Origin of the sequence: Mycobacterium sp. 1081908.1 (genome assembly GCF_001673535.1) — a bacterium.
Taxonomy (GTDB): Bacteria; Actinomycetota; Actinomycetes; order Mycobacteriales; family Mycobacteriaceae; genus Mycobacterium.
The window spans coordinates 65,531-82,525 of sequence record NZ_LZLY01000128.1; the positions used below are offsets into that span (position 1 = coordinate 65,531).

Annotated in this window: 15 protein-coding genes; 8 read left to right on the forward strand and 7 right to left on the reverse strand. The window is 68.0% G+C overall.

Annotated elements, in window-relative coordinates:
- Window positions 1-54 precede the first annotated feature (54 nt).
- The 4 genes from A5655_RS20970 to A5655_RS20985 all read right to left on the reverse strand — a co-directional run bounded on the left by A5655_RS20970 (window position 55) and on the right by A5655_RS20985 (window position 5,129).
- Entirely contained in the window at window positions 55-1,380 is a 1,326-nt protein-coding gene (locus tag A5655_RS20970; protein ID WP_067013310.1) for an SRPBCC family protein, read from the reverse strand.
- 11 nt (window positions 1,381-1,391) lie between these two features.
- Entirely contained in the window at window positions 1,392-3,152 is a 1,761-nt protein-coding gene (locus A5655_RS20975) for an amidohydrolase family protein (RefSeq protein WP_067013311.1), read from the reverse strand.
- A gap of 108 nt (window positions 3,153-3,260) precedes the next feature.
- Complete coding sequence (locus A5655_RS20980; protein WP_197508755.1) at window positions 3,261-4,397, reverse strand: phosphotransferase; 1,137 nt, start codon at window positions 4,395-4,397, stop codon at window positions 3,261-3,263.
- A 111-nt stretch (window positions 4,398-4,508) separates the two neighbouring features.
- Window positions 4,509-5,129 carry a TetR/AcrR family transcriptional regulator gene (locus A5655_RS20985; protein ID WP_067013394.1) on the reverse strand — a complete coding sequence of 207 codons (621 nt, stop codon included), beginning with the start codon at window positions 5,127-5,129 and terminating at the stop codon, window positions 4,509-4,511.
- Window positions 5,130-5,253: 124 nt separating this feature from the next.
- Here A5655_RS20985 and A5655_RS20990 point away from each other — a divergent pair, with 124 nt between their 5' ends.
- Window positions 5,254-6,390 (forward strand): hypothetical protein, encoded by a 1,137-nt coding sequence (locus tag A5655_RS20990; RefSeq protein WP_197508756.1) that lies wholly within the window; start codon window positions 5,254-5,256, stop codon window positions 6,388-6,390.
- Window positions 6,387-7,472: a phosphotransferase family protein gene (locus A5655_RS20995; RefSeq protein ID WP_067013318.1), complete on the forward strand. Its 1,086-nt coding sequence runs from the start codon at window positions 6,387-6,389 to the stop codon at window positions 7,470-7,472. The genes A5655_RS20990 and A5655_RS20995 overlap by 4 nt, the downstream gene beginning before the upstream one ends.
- A 21-nt stretch (window positions 7,473-7,493) precedes the next feature.
- On the opposite strand, the gene A5655_RS21000 is transcribed toward A5655_RS20995, so the two are convergent.
- On the reverse strand, window positions 7,494-7,877 hold the full coding sequence (locus A5655_RS21000) for an STAS domain-containing protein (RefSeq protein WP_067013320.1): 384 nt from the start codon (window positions 7,875-7,877) through the stop codon (window positions 7,494-7,496).
- Between the two features lie 387 nt (window positions 7,878-8,264).
- Between A5655_RS21000 and A5655_RS21005 the strand changes: the two genes are divergently transcribed.
- The 4 genes from A5655_RS21005 to A5655_RS21020 all read left to right on the forward strand — a co-directional run bounded on the left by A5655_RS21005 (window position 8,265) and on the right by A5655_RS21020 (window position 11,655).
- Window positions 8,265-9,398 (forward strand): catalase family peroxidase, encoded by a 1,134-nt coding sequence (locus tag A5655_RS21005; protein ID WP_304441666.1) that lies wholly within the window; start codon window positions 8,265-8,267, stop codon window positions 9,396-9,398.
- Window positions 9,395-9,988 (forward strand): cytochrome b, encoded by a 594-nt coding sequence (locus A5655_RS21010; RefSeq protein ID WP_067013324.1) that lies wholly within the window; start codon window positions 9,395-9,397, stop codon window positions 9,986-9,988. Before A5655_RS21005 ends, A5655_RS21010 begins: the two co-directional genes overlap by 4 nt.
- Before the next feature lie 18 nt (window positions 9,989-10,006).
- Entirely contained in the window at window positions 10,007-10,627 is a 621-nt protein-coding gene (locus A5655_RS21015; RefSeq protein ID WP_067013326.1) for a cysteine hydrolase family protein, read from the forward strand.
- A 134-nt stretch (window positions 10,628-10,761) separates the two neighbouring features.
- Window positions 10,762-11,655: a fructose bisphosphate aldolase gene (locus tag A5655_RS21020; protein WP_067013328.1), complete on the forward strand. Its 894-nt coding sequence runs from the start codon at window positions 10,762-10,764 to the stop codon at window positions 11,653-11,655.
- A gap of 11 nt (window positions 11,656-11,666) precedes the next feature.
- Here the strand turns inward: A5655_RS21020 and A5655_RS21025 are convergent, their stop codons facing one another.
- Together A5655_RS21025 and A5655_RS21030 are read right to left on the reverse strand one after the other, a co-directional pair.
- The gene (locus A5655_RS21025; RefSeq protein WP_067013330.1) at window positions 11,667-12,743 is read right to left on the reverse strand and encodes a DUF190 domain-containing protein; all 1,077 of its coding nucleotides are present in this window, start codon (window positions 12,741-12,743) and stop codon (window positions 11,667-11,669) included.
- Window positions 12,744-12,794: 51 nt separating this feature from the next.
- A complete protein-coding gene (locus A5655_RS21030; RefSeq protein WP_067013332.1) occupies window positions 12,795-13,382 on the reverse strand; it encodes a TetR/AcrR family transcriptional regulator in 588 nt (195 codons plus the stop codon).
- 168 nt (window positions 13,383-13,550) lie between these two features.
- Here A5655_RS21030 and A5655_RS21035 point away from each other — a divergent pair, with 168 nt between their 5' ends.
- On the forward strand, window positions 13,551-15,776 hold the full coding sequence (locus A5655_RS21035) for an acyl-CoA dehydrogenase (protein WP_067013396.1): 2,226 nt from the start codon (window positions 13,551-13,553) through the stop codon (window positions 15,774-15,776).
- Between the two features lie 8 nt (window positions 15,777-15,784).
- Window positions 15,785-16,993, forward strand: a complete 1,209-nt coding sequence (locus A5655_RS21040; RefSeq protein ID WP_067013334.1) for a thiolase family protein — start codon at window positions 15,785-15,787, stop codon at window positions 16,991-16,993.
- Window positions 16,994-16,995: the final 2 nt, after the last annotated feature.

Genomic DNA, 16,995 nt, shown 5'->3' on the forward strand with positions numbered 1-16,995 from the left:
CTAACGCGCAAATACCCGCTTTCGGGAGGTCTAAGCCGATTCCGCCGGCACCTTTTAACCGCCGGTTATCCGCTCGGATTGGGGCAGGTCGAGGTAGCGCTCGAGGTTGCGATGCATGTTGATCACGCGCCGTTCTTCGCTGGAGAGCGCCAAGTGGGTGAAGCCCGGCTGGTGCAGGCCGCGCTGTAGGCCCGCCAGCAGCTGGATGTCCTGGGTGAGCACCAGGCCCGGTTCGGCCTCCCCGGCGGTGCTTCGGACGTCCGCCGGCTTGCTGCGCGGTGCGCCCGGCGCCATCCGGGTCATCAAAAAGATGACCATTTCGCCGTGATCGGGATCGGCGCCGGGCCTCGAGCACATGACGGTCAGGTGGTCGGCGTTCGCCAGGAAGGTCATGTTGGGAAACACGTTGTACTGGTGCAACCGGGTGACCCGGTCGGTGTCGGCCCACTCGAGGTCCACCCCGCGGCTGGCCGCGAAGGCCCGCGTGCGGTCGGCGATCAAATCCTGAACGGTCTGTCCCGGCCGGCGTTCGTCCGCGGGAAACGGCGTGCCCTCGGCCGCACCCATCAGCGCGCCCTGCGTGTAGACGTAGGCGTCCCACACCTCTTCGTCGCTCAGCGCGCCCTCGAAGCGAGGGCTTTGCACACCGTAGGGCTGGTCGGACTTGCCGGTGTGACCCCAGATCTGCTGGGGCGCATGGATGTCGTCGACGCAGCGCAGCAGCTCGGGATGCAGCGTCTGAATGTGATAGGTCTCGCTGTAGCCATCGGCGATCGTCTTCCAGTTGGCGTCGACCTCGATGGTGAGCGTCGCATAGCAGCGGAAGTCGCTCAGGTGGCACCAGGCGATGTCGTCCGGCACCGCCTCCAGGTACTCGAGCAACGGCATCGCGCCGACGTCGAGATTGACGAAGACCAATCCCTCCCAGGTGTCCACCCGGGCGGGTATCAGCGGGAAGTCGGACAACCGCAGCGAGCCGAAGCCCTTGCGGTCAGGCACCCGCTTGAGCGTGCCGGCGAGGTCCCAGGTCCAGCCGTGATAGCCGCACTTGAGCTCGCGCAGCCCGGAACCCGAGCCGACGCACAGCGAGTTGCCCCGATGGCGGCACGCGTTCTGGAATGCCCGCAAGACGCCGTCGTCGCCGCGCACGATCAGCACCCCGTACGGACCGCAGCGGTAATCGAAATAGTCGCCCGGCTCGGCGACGTGATCGACCATGCAAGCCAGCTGCCACACCTTCGGCCACATCCGCTCGACCTCGAGTTGCGCGAACGCCGGCGAGTAATAGCGCTCGGCCGGCACCAGGGTGGGGCAGGCGGGCGGGGTGCCGATCGCGTCCTCGTCGCGGGTGCGAGTCGGGTTGCCGGCGGGAGCCTTCACGGGCGGCGCCCCTAACGCGCTCCGCGCACCAGGCGGCCGGGGCGGGCCCCGGTATCGACGTCGTTACGGCGGGTCACCGTCCCGCTGACGATCGTGGCGGCGTAGCCGCTGGCGCCCTGCAGGATCCGATGCCCGCCGGCCGGCAGGTCGAAGGCCATCGCCGCCGGGTGCAAGCGCAGCGCGTCCATGTCGATCACGTTGATGTCGGCCTTCTTGCCGGCTTCGATGGTGCCGCGGTCGGTGAGGCCGAACAGGTGCGCGGTGTCGCGGGACTGCTTGCGGATCACGTACTCGAGCGGCAACTTCTCGCCCCGGCGACGGTCCCGCGCCCAGTGCGTCAGCAGGAAGGTGGGATAGGAAGCGTCACAGATCATTCCGCAGTGGGCGCCGCCGTCGGAGAGTCCCAGCACGCCCGCGGGGTGCAGCATCATCTCCCGGATCGCGTCGCAGTTGCCGTCGGCGTAGTTGAACAGCGGCAGCATCAGCATGTTGGTCGCGTTCGACTCGAGCATGAGGTCATACAGGGTGGCCAGGGGATCCTCGCCGCGCTCCTTCGCGATCGCGGCGACGGTGCGGTCGGGCGTCGGCTCGTAGTCGGGCGGGTTGCCGAGCGCGTAGAGGCGGTGCAGGGAGTGCTGCACCAGGGCGAACATCCCGTCGAACAGCAGTGTCGGATCGACCGGCAGGTCGTCCTCGGAAAGGATCGCGGCCTTCACCGCCGGGTCGGCGAGGCGCTGTGCGAGCTCGCCGCGGCTGCATTCGGCCGCGAGCCTGCGATAGGTCGGGCGATGGCTGAAGCCGTGATGCCCTTGGAAACCGATCATCATGCCGAACGGGCGCGCCGCGATCTGCGGATGCAGCCGGGCGCCCGCCGCGTGCGCGTCCGCGGAGAGGTCGAGCATCTCGCGCCAGAGCTTCGGGTCGGCGTCCACCTGGATGAGCGCGAACGACACCGGCCGGTCGATCTCCCGGCTGAGCCGGCGCATCCAGTCCAGTTCCTTCTTCGGGCCGATGATGTCCTCGCCCGCGGCCCCCTGGGGGGCCAGCTCGAACACCGCCTGACCGCCGGCGGCCATGGCGCGGCCCAGACCGAACAGCTCCTCCTCGGCGGCGAACGTGCCGGGCACCGGCTCGCCGTCCATCGCGCGGTGGCCCATCGTGCGCGACGTCGAAAACCCCAGCGCGCCGGCCTCGATCGCCTCGGTGACCAGCCGCGACATGGCCGCGATGTCGTCGGGCGTGGCCGGCTCGTTGCGGGCGCCCCGCTCGCCCATCGCGTAGGCGCGGATGGCGCCGTGGGCGACCTGGCTGCCCACGTCGATCGAATACTTCTGCTTGCCGATCGCGTCGAGGTATTCGGGGTAGGTCTCCCAGCCCCAGGTGATGCCCTCGGTGAGCGCGGTGCCGGGAATGTCCTCGACGCCCTCCATCAACTCGATCAACCACTGCTCACTGCCGGGCCGCACCGGAGCGAAGCCGACGCCGCAGTTGCCGGTCACGATCGTCGTGACGCCGTGGCCGCTCGACGGCTCCAGCAGGCCGTCCCAGCTGACCTGGCCGTCGTAATGCGTGTGGATGTCGACGAACCCGGGTGCCACCAGATGCCCTGTCGCATCGATGGTTTCGGCGGCTTCACCGTTCATCTCGGGGTCGTCTGCGCCGCGCCGGACGACGTCGACGATCACGCCGTCCTTGATGCCGACGTCAGCGCGATAACGCTCCGCTCCGGTGCCGTCGACGACAGTGCCACCGGTGATCTTCAGGTCGAACATGAGGGCCTCTCCGCCGCATTACGCTACGCTGCGTAGCGTAAGTACTGACGATATTCCTCCCGGCACACCCAGTCAATGAATCTTGCGAACTTCGCGTCTGCGCCGGCGCTACAAACAACTCTTCAGTGCCGCAATGGTTTCCAGGTCGTCGAGCGCCGCCACACCGCGCCGCAGGCCCTCCATGGCGATGCCTTCGACCTGCATTCCGCCCATCCCCGCGGTGATCAGCGGGGCCACATACGCGTAGAGCGCGCCCTGCCGGTATCGCCGCCACAGCTCGTCGCGGTCCAGGTCCGGTCCGCCGGCCGCCGCCAGCGCGCGCCGGTAGTCGTCGAGCAGGTCCCGCTGGGTCGCCCGGCGGTCTTCCGGGGTCAGGCTGGTGATCAGGGTGTAGGCCAGCTCGCGCGAGGGGTGTCCGCGCCGCACCGCCTGCCAGTCCAGCAGCCCCGCCTTGCCACCGTCGAAATACATGTTGCCGGGGTGCGCGTCGCCGTGCATGACGGTGTGCGGGGGCGTGTCGATGAGCGCGGCGACGGCCCGGTAGTTGTCGGCGATGAAGGCCCCGTTCTCGACGGGAATTTCGGTGCGCCCCGCCAGCCGCTTGATCGAGGCGTGCATCAGCGAACCGGTCAACAGGGAGGTGACGTCGCCCGAGGGGGTGTACAGCCAGCCCAGCGGGCCGCGGCGGTCGCGCGGGAGGCGGTCCCAGAAGGTGGCGTGCAGATCGGCCAGCAATTCGACGATGAGGCTGGCCTGGTCGGGGGAGAGCGGGTGCAGGGTGTCGGGAAATTCGCACGAGTCGGCGGGCAGGTCTTCCAGGACCAGCAGGTAACGGCCCGTCCAGCTGTCGAACGCCGCGCCGTAGGCCTGCGGCACGCCGTGTAGCTGCGGCGCCAGTTCGCTGTAGAAGCGCACCTCGGTGTGTCCGAGGCGGCCCAGTTCGCCCATCAGCCGCGTCGCGGTCGTCTCGGCGGCGACCTTGACGAACACCGACTCGGGTACGTTCTTGCCGGTCAGCACCAGCCGGGCCCGCGACGAGGTCCCCGCGTCCCGGTCGAGCACGCGGACCGACCTGACGGTGGTTCCCATCAGCTTGGACAGGACCCCGGCGTCGATGTCGGCGACCGTGCGGGGCAACCCGAGGCGGGCGCCCACCACGGCGTCTGCGGTCACCCGACGGACCCCCTGGCCCAGGTGAGCGGCCAACCCGACGAGGGAAAAAGCCTGTTCCGCGAAGTTTTTCATGTGCATCCGTCCTGGTTCGGGAGCCCCGTACCGGCGGGAGGGGTCACTCAACCGGTGCGGGGTCCCGTCAGACAAAAATAGCTGAACGTCTGGACATCAGACAATACACGATTATTGTCTGATTTGTGGCACCAGGGCCCGCACCACGAACTGCTCGACGAATTGGCGTTTGTCGGAGACGGGGCGATACCGCCACGACGGGCCCAGCAGGAACAGCGTGGTGGTGTGCAACCACTGGACGATCGAGCGAAAGTCCAGGTCGTCGTAGAGGCGTCCCGCCCGCTTCCATCGGTTCAGCAACGGTTCGTAGTGCCGCAGCAGCAGCTCCACAAAGGGTTCCGAGCCCTTCTCGAGGGCCGCGGCCACCGCGGTGCTCTCCGCGGCGAACATCGCCTCGTTCAGCGGATTGCCGGCCACCGACTCGACGCGCGCCAGCACCATCTCGGGCACCGACCGGACCGGGTCGTCGGGAGCGGGCAGCGAGCGCACCAGATCACCAAGCGCGTTGTCGACCCGCATCAACATCAGGCCGAGCAACACGTCGTCGCGCCCGGGGAAGTATCGGTACACCGTCGACCGTGACACCCCGGCCTCGTCGGCCACCTCGGCCATCCGGAACTGAGAGTTCCCACGGCGGACGATGCAGCGCCCCGCGGCATCGAGGATCCGCCTGCGGGCCTCCTCGTCGTCGAGGATCGCCCGGTCGTCGCCCCACCACCGGCTCGGTTCCATGGCGCCGATGGTACGGGATACGTTGTGCGGCTTCGGTATCTGATACCGCAGGCAACCGCGGTTGGGTCGGGCGGTACCGAATCCCGTTGCGGCCCAGATCATTAACCGGGCAGAGAGGGCAATGATGGGTTACTCCGCCGCCGACGAGTGGTTCACCCACCAGCTCCCGACGACCTTCGACCGGGTGCACGATCCCGACCCGACGTGGTCGGACCGGTGCTACTTCTTCGCCGCTTCGCCGGACGGCACCATGCTGCTGGCCAGCGGCTACGGCAACAACCCGAACACCGGAACCGCATTGGGGTACGTCAAGGTCAGCCTCGCCGACGGCCGGCACTGGGACCTCCTGTCGGGGCGGCCCGTGACCGGCGCCGACCGCGCCGACCTGCGCGCCGGGCCGATGAGCTGGACCTGCGTCGAGCCGCTGAAGAAGTGGAGACTCGACGTCGAACCGAACAAGTCCGGCATCGAGTGGGAGCTCTACTACGAGCCCACCGCCCCGATGTGGGAGCTGCTGCCGATGAAGGTTCACGGCGAAGACGGCCAGATGCTGGCCGACATGTATCACATGAAGGAACCCGGGCGATGGAGCGGCTGGGTCTCGATCGACGGTCAGCGCATCAGCGTGGACGGGTTCCACGGCGGCCGCGACCGCACGTTCGGCGTGCGTGTCTCGGACAAGATCGACTTCTGGCTGTGGCTCGACGCCGGCTTCGACGACCGCGCCATCGAAGCCTGGGTCATCGAATCATCCGATGGCACAGTCAATTACGTTGACGGAGGAATCACGCACGCCGACGGGACGCTGTCGAAGCGATTCGTCAAGATCGAGCACGAGGTGCAATTCGACGGCGACCGCAAGCGGCCCGCCCGGGCGACACTGGTCTTCACCGACGCGGATGGCAAGGCGTACCGCGTCTTCGCCGACGCCGCCCATCAGGAAGTCAACGCCTACTATGGGCTGCCGATGGCGCATTGCCACTACGAGGATCTGGGCGCCGGGGCGTATTTCATCCATTTCCTCTGGGACAGCACCAATTCCGAGCAGCTGGCCGAGACCGAGGGCAAATCGATGGCGCTCGACCAGCTGATGCGGTTCGAGATCGACGGCGACATCGGTTGGGGCGTATTCGAATTGCTGCTCGGCGGGCAGGGCTACCGCCGTTATCCGAACTGGGCCGCGATGGACATGTCGGCGTTCACCCAGGACAAGACGCCCGTGGACCGGCTTCCCGCAGAAGACGATCGAGTCCGCCAATGAGGCCGCACGGCAGTATGGAACAGCGACTGGCGGCCTGGCTGCGCACGCAGGTGCCCGACGCCGACGACGTCCGGATCGAAGGGCTGGACCGGGTGAACTTCGGACATTCGGCCGAGATGATGATGCTGAGTGTCGTCACCCGGCGTGGTGACCGCGACACCCACCAAGACGCGGTGCTGCGTCTGCGGCCCAGCCCACCGGCGCTGCTCGAGCCCTACGATCTCGCGCGCCAGTTCGCGATCCTGCGGGCCTTGGCCGACTCCGAGGTCCGTGTTCCCCGGGCGCTGTGGCTCGAAGAAACCGGCGACGTGCTCGGACGACCCTTCTTCGTGATGGAGCGGGCGGCCGGCCAGGTTTATGAGATGGAGGCGCCGGCGGGTGTCGCGGACTCAACCGTGGTGCGGATGTGTCAGAGCCTGGTCGAACAACTCGCCGCGATCCACACCGTCGACCTCGCGCAGACCGGGCTCGGCGCACTGGACGACGGTGGCGGTCATCTCGACCGCGAACTCGACCACTGGGCGGCGGAGATGAACCGGGTCAAGCGCGACCGCCTGCCCGCCCTGGAACGGCTCCACCGGGCGCTGCGCGGCGGCATGCCGCAGCCGTGCCCGAAGGTCACGTTGGTGCACGGCGATGCCAAACCGGGCAACTTCGCCTTCCGTGACGGCGAGGTCAGCGCGGTGTTCGACTGGGAGATGACGACCGTCGGCGATCCGCTGACCGACATCGGCTGGCTGGAGATGTTGTGGATGCAGCCCGTCGGCATCAACACCCATCCGGCCGCGCTGGACATCGACGCCCTGCTCGCGCATTACGAGTCGGCCAGCGGGATCACGGTCCGCAACCGCGCGTGGTATCGCGCGTTCAACGCCTACAAGATGGCCGTCATCTGCCTGATCGGCGCGATGCTGATCGAGGATGGCCACAGCGACGACCAAAAGCTCGCGCTGGCCGCCTACGGCACCTCGCTCTTGACCACAGCCGGCCTCACCGAGCTGGGCATCGACGAACCCCTCGACGACGGTCCCGTCCTGCCGCGCGACGAACGCATCCAGCAGGTCCTGACGCCCACCACGTAGCGCGCGTCGGGCGTGACTTCCCTAAGCCGAACCGTCGGCGACGCGGCACAGCGCGCTGTCGAGCGTGCTGTACAGCGACAAAACGTTGTCCAGCCCCATGAGCTTGATCGGCCTGCTGGTGGCGGGCCCATTCGCGACGACCGCGAATCGAGTGGGCGGCGCGACGTCGTTCTGCGCGGACACCAGGACGGTCATCCCGGCCGAGGCCAGAAAATCCACTTTCGACAGGTCAACGACCAGGCCCGCGGGCCCGGTGGCCAGCTCGGTGTGTATCGCCTCGGCGAGTTGCGGCGCGCTGAGCATGTCGACTTCACCCGTGACGGTGAGCACGACCGTCTGGTCTACCTGGCGCTTTCCTACCTCGAAGGCGATCGGATCGGCCGAATCGCCGGATTGTTCGATCATGTATCACTCACATTCGCCCGGTGCGGGGCCAAGAAATCAACAGCTATTGCCAGGCCGGGGCTGTCGACTCAACCCGCGTAACACGCCTTCTAGAGGACAAAAACTCCATCGATCCTGCGCCGCTAGGCGGAGGCGCAGCCGTGCGTGATCATTCGATCCTAAGCCACGGCAAACAACGTCGCCGCTGCGGTCTCCGGCGGTGCGTTGCCAACATACGTTGTCAGTAGGCGGGCACTGAACGAATTCCGGCGACCCGACGTGGTCGCAATGTGCGCGATGGCCGCCGCAAATGTTGCGCACGGCAGCCCCGGCTGGATGAATTGCGTCCACCGACTTTGTTTCCCAGGCTGCGCGGCATGGCCCGGAAGGCGGGAAAGGACGGTGCGCATGGAGCCCGGTGATCAGGATGGCGTCCCGGACGACGGAGTTGACGCAAGCGAGCCCGAACGTCGTCGCAGTCGCGTCGCGCTGAATCGGCGGACCGCGCTGCTCGGCATGGGCGCCGTCGCCGGTTTCGCGGCGGTGGACGTGGGCGGTTTTGCCTACGCCGGCGGCTGGCTGCGGCCTGGCACGCTCACGCCACCCCGGTTCGCCGATCGTTTCGAACACATCTACGGCCGCCACGACGGTTTTCGCCGAAACCATGCCAAAGGACTCAGCGCCACCGGGTCGTTCACGAGCAACGGGGCGGGCGCGGCCGTCTGCCGGGCCGCGGTCTTCCGGCCCGGCACCGTTCCCGTCCTCGGCCGGTTTTCGTTGGGCGGCGGCCTGCCGGATCAGACCGACAAGCCCGAGACCGTCCGGGGCCTCGGGCTGCTGTTCGAGGCCGGCGGCCAGCAGTGGCGCACGGCCATGGTCAACGTCCCCGTCTTCACCGACAGCACCCCGCAGGGGTTTTATGAGCGCCTGCTCGCGTCCAAGCCGCTCCCCGAGACCGGCAAGCCCGACCCGCAGAAGATGGCCGCGTTCCTCGATCGCCATCCCGAAACCGTCGCCGCGATGAAAATCATCAAGCAGTCCCCGCCCAGCGCGGGATTCGCGGACAGCACCTTTTACGGGCTGAACGCTTTCCGGTTCACCAACGGAGCCGGCGCCACCGTTCCGGTGCGCTGGTCGGTGGTGCCGCAGGACGCCGGCGGGGCCGGTGGCCCGCAGCCGCCGCGCGGCAAGGACTACCTGTTCGACGACCTGATCCGTGTGGTGGCCCAACGGCCGCTGACGTGGCGACTGGTTCTCACGATCGGCGAACCCGGCGATCCGACCCACGACGCCACCAAGCCGTGGCCGCAGTCACGGCGGACCATCGACGCCGGCACCATCACCATCACCGCGGTGCAGACAGAGGGACCGGGCAACGCGCGCGATATCAACTTCGACCCCCTGGTGCTGCCGGACGGCATCACCGCAGCGGACGACCCGATACCCCCGGCCAGATCGGCCGTCTACGCCCGCTCCTTCACCCGCCGCGCCGAGGAGCCCAAGTCACCCAGCGAGGTCAACGTGGCCCGGGTCCTGTCATGACCGGCACCGCAAGCGAAACCACCAGCGCACCAACGCGATTCGCCCTCCCCTCCCGGATCCTGCACTGGCTGATGGCGCCGATGGTCATCGTCCAGCTGCTGATCGGGGTGACCATGATCGCCTCGCTGAGCTACTACCCGCTGCTGCTGGCGATCCATCGCCCGCTGGGGATATTGATCCTCGCGTTCGCCGTGGTGCGCCTGGCGAACCGGCTCACCCACCGCCTGCCACCCTTCCTGTCCACGATGAGCCCCGTCGAACGCCGCGTCGCGTCGTGGTCGGAGTACCTGCTTTACGCGCTGTTGCTGCTCCAGCCCCTGGTCGGGTGGGCCATGCTCTCGGCGGCGCGATTCCCGATCACCCTGGCGGGTCCGCTGGCCCTGCCCGGCATCGCACCGCACAACCTCGACCTGTACGGGGTGCTCCGGCAGGCCCACAACGTTTTAGCCCTCCTGCTGTTTCTGACGTTCACCGCCCACGTTTGCGCGGTGCTGTTTCACACGCTGGGGCTGCGCGACGGGCTGCTCGATCGCATGGCGCTTTGGCCCACCAAACGCCCGGCCCCGCAGCGGGACGACACCATGGCGTGACGGCCGCGTCGTGCGAACATGACCGACGTGACGTACGAGAAGGACCTGACCGGCCTGGTGGTCATCGACCCCTACAACGACTTCATCTCCGAGGGCGGCAAGGTGTGGGACCGCTTGAAGGGCATCGCGGAGGCCAACCAGTGCGTCCCGCACATGCGGCAAGTGCTCGATGCCGCACGGTCGGCCGATGTCCGCGTTTTCTACGCGCTGCACCACCGCTACCGGCCCGGCGACTACGAGACGTGGACGTACATCGCGCCCATCCAGCGGGCCGCGTGGTCGCGCAAGACCTTCGAATACGGAACCTGGGGCGGTGAGCTCCACCCAGGGTTCGAGCCCCAGCCGGGCGATATCGTCGCCCAAGAGCATTGGTGTTCAAGCGGTTTCGCGAACACCGACCTGGATCTCCTGCTCAAGAGGCACGGCATCCGTCGGCTCATCATGATGGGACTCATCGCGCACACCTGCCTCGAGGCCACCGTCCGGTTCGGTGCCGAACTCGGCTACGACGTCACCGTGGTGAACGACGCGACCGCGAGCTATTCGGACACCGAGATGCGCGCCGCGCTCGAGGTCAATATCCCGAATTACGCCAGCGCCATCCTGACCGCGGACGAAGTTGTCGACGCACTGAGATAACGCCGCGGCGGGTATCAGCGGGGTGATCGGGCAACGCGAGCCGGGGGCAACCGACTGACGACCTGCCTGCTCGCGCCCCGATCGGACGAATATGATCGGCACCCGACAGTGCCACGAGGGAGTGGGGAAGTTCCATGCCGAACCAGCAGCAAGCCGACCGGATGACGTCGGGCAAGGGGTTCATTGCAGCGCTCGACCAGAGCGGCGGCTCGACGCCCAAGGCGCTGCGCCTTTACGGAATTCAAGAGGACGCATATTCCTCCGAGAAGGAGATGTTCGACCTCATCCACGAGATGCGTTCGCGGATCATCACCTCCCCGGCGTTCAGCGGAGACCGGGTGCTGGCGGCGATCCTGTTCGAACAGACCATGGACCGCGACATCGAGGGTGTGCCGTCGACCACCTACCTCTGGGAGACCAAGGGCGTGGTGCCCATCCTGAAAATCGACAAGGGCCTGGCGGAGGCGTCCGACGACGTCCAGCTGATGAAGCCGATGCCGGGCCTGGACGAGCTGTTGGAGCGGGCCGTGAGCAAGGGCGTCTTCGGCACCAAGGAACGGTCGGTGATCGGAGGGGCCAACGCGGCGGGCATCGCCGCGATCGTCGCCCAGCAGTTCGAGGTCGGCCATCAGGTGCTTTCGCACGGCCTGGTGCCCATCCTCGAGCCCGAGGTCACCATCTCGATCCCGGACAAGGCCGAGGCCGAGGGCATCCTGCGCGACGAAATCACCAAGCAACTCGAAACCGTGCCCGACGGGCAGCGCGTGATGATCAAGCTGAGCCTGCCGACCGAGGTCAACTTCTACCGTCCCCTGATCGAGCACCCGAAGGTGATGCGGGTGGTCGCGCTGTCCGGCGGCTACTCCCGCGAGGAGGCCAACGAGCTGCTGGCGAAGAACACCGGGCTGATCGCCAGCTTCAGCCGCGCGCTGACCGAGGGACTCGCGGCCGACCAGTCCGACGAGCAGTTCAACGCCACGCTGGACAAGTCGATCCAGTCGATCTACGACGCGTCCGTCGCCGGCTGACGCCCTGCCTCTTAATAGCGGTGGTTGGCCATGGGCGGCCCGCCCCGGCCGGCATCGCCGTCGTCCGACACCAGCGCGGGCACCATTTCGCTGGTCACCAGGCCCTCGTGCCGAGTGAGTTCGTCGACGACGTCGAAACATTCCGCGATGTTGGCCGGGGTATCGATGACGATGGTGACCGCCGGGACGCGACGCCTCAGCGACAGCAGCGTGTCCCCGTGGGGCCGGTGGTCTCCGTGGTAACCCCAGATGCCCCGCACCACGGTCGCGCCGTCCGGCGATTCACGCTGACGAAGCCGCTGGACGATCGCGCGATGAATCGGCACACCGTCGTGCAGCGCCGATTCGGAGGTGTAGACCATCAGCTTCTGCCACAGGGGCAGGCCGTGCTCGTCGACCCCCGGCAGGGCGTGCGGCCGTTCCAGTAATTCGCCGTCGCGCTTGCACACGCGGACCCGTTCGATCGTGAACATGGGCCGGCCGAGCAGCTCGCCGAGCTCGGGTAACACCCGCGCGATGCGGTCGCCGGACCCGACCGCGACGATCATCATCGGGACGTCGGCGTTGCGGCCGAAAAAGCGCCCCCGTAGCCGATGCCCGTGGATGAGGCCGTCGACACCCAGAAACACGGATGCCCCGGCAATGCGGCGCCGGTGCAGCAGATCGCAGACCGCGACGTAGGCCGGCATCCCGCGGACGCGTGCCTTTCGGCCGAGGTAGATCGTCAGCTTGACGGCCTCGCGCAAGTCGTCGGGAAGCTCCGGGAGCTCGACGTCGCGTAGCAGCCGCGCACGCTCCAGCGTGACCAGGCCGCGCTGTTTGATCGCCAGCACCGGGTCGATCAGCGCCTCGATTTTTGTGCGGGTGTCCACGGCGACGATCACCACGGGTGGGTCCTCGGATAGCGTCAGCGACTCATCGGTTCTGAGGTGGCGCCCCGTGCCGAATCCGCCGATGCCGCGCAGCACGACGCTGCTGGCGATGCCGTGCCGTTCGTAGAGATTGAGTAGCACGTCCGAGACGAAGCCCTCGCCGGTCCGCCGGCGCTCCGCCATATAGGCACTGAGCTTGAGACAGTCTTCGTCCACGCCCGCTCCCGTCGCCTTGCGGGATCTTAGTTGCGGCCGCTGCACTCGTGGTCAGCGGGCCGTCCCGAGCGCCTCGACGATGATCCGGGTGGTGCGCTCGGCCCGGCGTCGTGAATATGACTGTGCGTCAGAGAGAATCGGGTACACCACGCCTCCCACGATGGCGTCGGCGGCCGACTCGGCGGTCGCCTCGTCGATACCGTCCGCGAGCAGCCGGCTGCGGACGCTTTCGTGCAGCGGCAGACTGAACCCGGCCCGCAATTTGGCGCCGGTTTCCGCGTGCTCCATGCCGGCGACGGTCAGGATCCGCAGCATGGCCGATCCCCGGGCTGTGGTCAGCGTTGCCGCGAGCTTGCGTACCCACCCCACCAGGTCGGCCGCCAGGTCGTGGGTGTGATCCACCGACGCGAGGATCTTGTCGGCGTCCTCCAGCATGACGTCGGCGACCAGCGCGGGACGGGTGGGCCACCACCGATAGATGGTCTGCTTGCCCACGCCCGCCCGGGCGGCGACCGCCTCGATGGTCAAGCCGTCGAAGCCGCGTTCGAGAAGCAGTTCCCGGGTCGCGGTGACGATGGCCGTGCGCGATTTCTCGCTGCGGCGCCTCGGATAGCTCGCCTGGGTGAGATCGGTTGGCATCTAAGTGATCCTCATCTCCCCAGGTCTCTCCGGTCGCCCGCCGGCCTGTGCCCGCTTTACATATCCTGACCCGCCCCGTAGTCTGCCACAAGACGAGACGGTTCGTCTTGTAAAGAAAGGGCAGCGGTCTTCGATGGCGTGTCGTCTCAGCCGCGCGGGGTCGCGATCATGACCCTGGGACTGACCCCGGAGCAGCAGGCTCTCAGCGACGCCGTCGCCCAGTTCGCCGGCCGGCACGCCCCGATCGCCGCGACCCGCGACAGCTTCGACGACCTGGCCGTGGGACGGCTTCCCGGATGGTGGGACACGCTGGTCGCCAACGGCTTTCACGCGGTGCACCTACCCGAGCGCCTCGGCGGCCAGGGCGGACGGCTGATCGACGCGGCGTGTGTGCTGGAATCGGCCGGCAAGGCGTTGCTGCCGGGCCCGCTCCTGCCGACGGTGACGGCGGGAGCCGTTGCGCTGCTGGCCGATCCGAGTCCAACCGCGGAATCCCTGCTGCGCGACCTGGCGTCCGGCTTGCCCGCGGCGGTCGTCCTGCCGGCCGGCGGTGACTTCCAGGCGCGCGCCGACGGCCAGCGCTTGGCGATCAGCGGCGCGTCGGACGTCACCGCGGGCATGTGTTCGGCGCGGGTGGTGCTGGTTTGCGCCCGGACCGCGGACGGCGAGGCCGTGTGGGTGGTCGTGGACACCAAAAAGCCCACGGCGGCAGTCGAATCCATGGGCGGTACCGACCTGGTGACCGATGTCGGTGTCCTGCGGCTGAACGAGTACGACGCCGCCGAATCCGACGTGCTCGACGGGATCGACGCCGGCCGCGCCGAGTGCGTCGCCCTCGGATTGGTGGCGAGCACGACGGCCGGCATCGCGCAGTGGTGCGTCGACGCCGTCACCGCGCACCTGCGCACGCGCGAGCAGTTCGGCAAGGTGATCGGCACCTTTCAGGCCCTGCAGCACAGCGCGGCGATGCTGTTGGTCAACACGGAGTTGGCCATCGCCGCGGCGTGGGACGCGGTGCGCGCCGTGGATGAACCACTCGACCAGCACCGCCTCGCCGCGGGCGGGGCGGCGACGATCGCCGTCTCGCCGATCCCGGACCTGGTGCTCGACGCCCTGACGATGCTCGGTGCCATCGGTTTCACCTGGGAGCATGACGTCCATCTGTACTGGCGGCGGGCCATCAGCCTGGCGGGCTCGATCGGTCCGGCCAATCGCTGGGCCCGGCGGCTGGGGGAGCTCACCCGCACCCAGACGCGCGACATGTCGGTCAACCTGGGTGACGCGGAATCAGACTTCCGTGCCTGGGTCGCCGAAACCCTCGACGCGGCAATGCAGTTGCGCAACGACACGCCCGCACCGCACGGCGACTACCCGGACCAGGCCTCCGGGCCGCAGCGCACGTTGCTCGCGGACGCCGGCCTGATGGCGCCGCACTGGCCGGCGCCGTGGGGCGTCGATGCGGGTCCACTCAAACAGCTCATCATCGACGAGGAGTTCGCCAAGCGGCCCGGCTTGGTGCGGCCATCGCTGAACATCGCCGAATGGATCCTGCCGTCGGTGCTGGCCGCCGCGTCAAAAGAGCTGCAGGAGAAGCTGATCCCGGCTACCCAACGCGGCGAGATCCATTGGTGCCAGCTGTTCAGCGAGCCGGGAGCGGGCTCCGACCTCGCGTCGCTGGCCACCCGGGCGACCAAGGTCGACGGCGGCTGGCGGATCAACGGCCACAAGATCTGGACGTCGTTGGCGCAGTACGCCGACCTGGGCGCGCTGCTGGCGCGCACCGACCCCGAAGCCAGCAAGCATCGCGGCATCGGTTACTTCCTCATCGACATGCGATCACCCGGGATCGAGATCCAGCCCATCAAGACGGCGACCGGACAGGCGCACTTCAACGAGGTGTTTCTCAACGACGTCTTCGTTCCCGACGAGATGCTGCTGGGCGGTCCCACCGACGGCTGGAGCCTGGCGATCGCCACAATGGCCGAAGAGCGTTCGGCCATCAGCGGATACGTCAAGTTCGACCGGGCCGTCGCGCTCCGCCGCCTCGCCGCCCAACCCGGACCGGATCGTGACGACGCGCTGCGTGAGCTCGGCGAACTCGACGCCTACACCAACGCCATCCGGGCGCTCGGCGTGCGGGAAACCATCCGCCTGCTCGACGGGCAGGCGTCCGGTCCGGCGTCGAGCATCGCCAAGGTGGCGATGAACGTGCTGCTGCGCCGCACCTTCGAGGCCACGCTGCAGCTGACCGGACGGGTGGCGATGGTCGACGACACCGACGCCGCGGTCGTGGAACCCTATCTGCACTTGCCGGCCGAGCTGCTCGGTGGTGGGACGAGGGAGATCCAGCTCAACATCATCGCGCAGATGATTCTCGGTTTACCCCGAAAGTAGGACACCACATGGGATTACGCGGAGAGGCCGCGATCGTCGGCTACGTCGAGCTTCCGCCCGAGCGCATGGCCAAGGCCTCGCCCGCGCCGTTCGTCCTCGAGCAATGGGCCGAACTGTCCGCGGCCGCGCTCGAGGATGCCGGGCTGTCGGGCGAAGTCGTCAACGGGGTCGTGGCGTCCCACCTGGCGGAGTCCGAAATCTTTGTGCCCTCGACCATCGCCGAATACCTCGGAATCGGGGCGCGATTCGCCGAGCTGGTGGACCTCGGGGGAGCCAGCGCCGCGGCCATGGTGTGGCGCGCCGCCGCGGTGATCGAGCTCGGCATCTGCGACGCCGTCCTCTGCGCGCTGCCGGCGCGATACATCACACCGACGTCGAAGAAGAAGCCCCGGCGTCCGGTGGACGCGATGTTCTTCGGCTCGTCGAGCAACCAATACGGCTCTCCGCAGGCTGAATTCGAGATCCCGTACGGAAACCTGGGCCAGAACGGCCCGTACGGCCAGGTGGCGACGCGCTATGGGGCGGTCTACGGCTACGACGAGCGGGCGATGGCCAAGATCGTCGTCGACCAGCGGGTCAACGCCAACCACACCGATGGCGCGATCTGGAAGGACAAGCCGCTCACCGTGGAGGACGTCCTCGCCAGCCCGGTGATCGCCGACCCGCTGCACATGCTGGAGATCGTGATGCCCTGCGTCGGGGGCGCCGCCGTCGTCGTCGCGAACGCCGACATCGCCAAACGGGCGCGCCACCGTCCGGTGTGGATCAAGGGGTTCGGCGAACACGTGCCGTTCAAGACCCCGACCTACGCCGAGGACCTCTTGCACACCCCGATCGCGGCGGCCGCCGACACCGCCTTCGCGATGGCCGGGTTGGGCCGCGACGACATGGACATGGTGTCGATCTACGACTGCTACACCATCACCGTGCTGCTCTCGCTGGAGGACGCCGGTTTCTGCGAGAAGGGCACGGGGATGGAGTTCGTCGCCGATCACGACCTGACCTTCCGCGGCGACTTCCCGCTCAACACCGCCGGCGGGCAATTGGGTTTCGGCCAAGCGGGTTTGGCGGGCGGGATGCACCACGTGTGTGACGCCGCCCGCCAGATCATGGGGCGCGCCGGCGCGGCTCAGGTCGCCGACTGCGACCGCGCCTTCGTCTCCGGCAACGGGGGGATCCTGTCCGAGCAGACGACGCTCGTCCTGCAGGGAGACTGACG